1 protein-coding gene and 3 pseudogenes are annotated in these 1426 nt (G+C 45.0%); 2 read left to right on the top strand and 2 right to left on the bottom strand.

Going from position 1 to position 1426, the window contains the following annotated elements; all coding sequences use genetic code 11:
* Positions 1–400, bottom strand: a pseudogene (locus UTM25_RS22440) (ABC transporter transmembrane domain-containing protein); the annotation flags it as partial.
* Here UTM25_RS22440 and UTM25_RS22675 point away from each other — a divergent pair.
* Positions 400–498 (top strand): annotated as a pseudogene (locus UTM25_RS22675) (Tn3 family transposase); the annotation flags it as partial. The pseudogenes UTM25_RS22440 and UTM25_RS22675 overlap by 1 nt on opposite strands.
* 138 nt (positions 499–636) lie before the next feature.
* Here the strand turns inward: UTM25_RS22675 and UTM25_RS22435 are convergent.
* Positions 637–1125 carry a GyrI-like domain-containing protein gene (locus tag UTM25_RS22435; protein WP_194401950.1) on the bottom strand — a complete coding sequence of 163 codons (489 nt, stop codon included), beginning with the start codon at positions 1123–1125 and terminating at the stop codon, positions 637–639.
* Between the two features lie 155 nt (positions 1126–1280).
* Between UTM25_RS22435 and UTM25_RS22430 the strand changes: the two are divergent.
* A pseudogene (locus tag UTM25_RS22430) lies at positions 1281–1426 on the top strand (recombinase family protein); the annotation flags it as partial.

Genomic DNA, 1426 nt, shown 5'->3' with positions numbered 1-1426 from the left:
GAATTTTTGCATTGTAATTTTATAGGCAACCAGCATACCGACAGTAAAGGTGCCGTTCAGAACTTCACCGGCACCTTTCCACAAAATAATCACCGATACCACGCTGCCGGTCAGGGTGTGCGCAATGTCATAACACATCAGAAGACGGCTCTGGCGTAGCTGCGTATTTCTCCGGGTGACGTTGAGATTCAGCCAGGCGGCTTCGCGGTGTGCGGTCACCCCGTTTATTCTCAGGCTCAGTATCCCGTTGAGAGAGAGTTTCAAGGAAATGCCCAGACTCCCTTGCGCCTGCATCCCAGGCATCTTCTGCCGACTGCCGCAGAGCGGGATACCAGAGGGCTCTCAGCACACCGTAAATAATGGCAGCCAGTACCGCTATCGGCGTAATTTCAGGGCTGTACCGCGGGTTTCACCGATCATGTCTTTGCCCTGTTGCATCTGCTGGGGTTTGCGTTCTGTCCGCGAATCAGGGATCTCCACGACAAGAAGCTGTTTATGGGGTCCGAAGCCCAACCGTACGGAAACGTACGCTAAGTGCATTTTTTGAACAGATCAATATGCACATAGCATATGTGCATATTGATGAGTTTTGGACATATTCCTTGTCTACGTTGGGGGCTGAGCCACAATGTAGACTTATGGAAATGGAATTTGAAAAGATGATGTAGTGCTAATACCTATGTAGATATGAGCTTCTTCAGGACTTTTATAAGCTTCAAAATCAGTAAGAAAACTGCGACATATCTCAGGGTGTTGCTCAAAATAAGACCAGATATAAGACCAGGTTTGAATCATCGTATCGGGCATAGCCCCTCTTGCTTCAAAAACGAGATATTCCCCAGCTTCAATGACAATATTTTCAAAATCGCTGTTTGATTTATCAACAGATACACCAACGGTTAAATCATAAAAGCCGGTAGCGTCAGTTTCATAAGCTGAGTAAACGCCAAAAATTGGAGTATTTGGTAACCGTGTTGAGATCTGCTCTGTCACCCCCTCTGAATAGAACTTTGTCCATAGTCCAGGGATTTTTGCACTTTCAGAATTGAACTCATCAATGTTTTTCGTACGTACGCAAAGCCCCGCCACGCAGAAGCTTTTTATATGTTCAGTCTTTGGTTTCATAATGATTGTCTCTCTATGTAAATTTGAATTATACCCTAACTTGACGTCAGGCATGATAATGAAAAACTGTCAGAATAAAGTTACTCTGTGAATTTATTGACACTGGTAATGAAAGGTCATAGATTCTTTTCTGACACATTCAGTATTGGAGGCGTATGAAAGGTCAACGTATTGGCTATATCCGGGTAAGTAGCTTTTACCAGAACCCAGAACGGCAACTGGATCAGACTCAGGTGGATAAAGTCTTCGTCGATAAAGCATCGGGTAAAGATACACAGCGGGGTCGAGTCCGTCAAGGTGG

The sequence above is a fragment of the Enterobacter sp. 61D5 genome (genome assembly GCF_034107965.1).
GTDB lineage: Bacteria > Pseudomonadota > Gammaproteobacteria > Enterobacterales > Enterobacteriaceae > Enterobacter > Enterobacter cloacae_M.
This window is presented reverse-complemented; position numbering and strand designations above follow the sequence as displayed.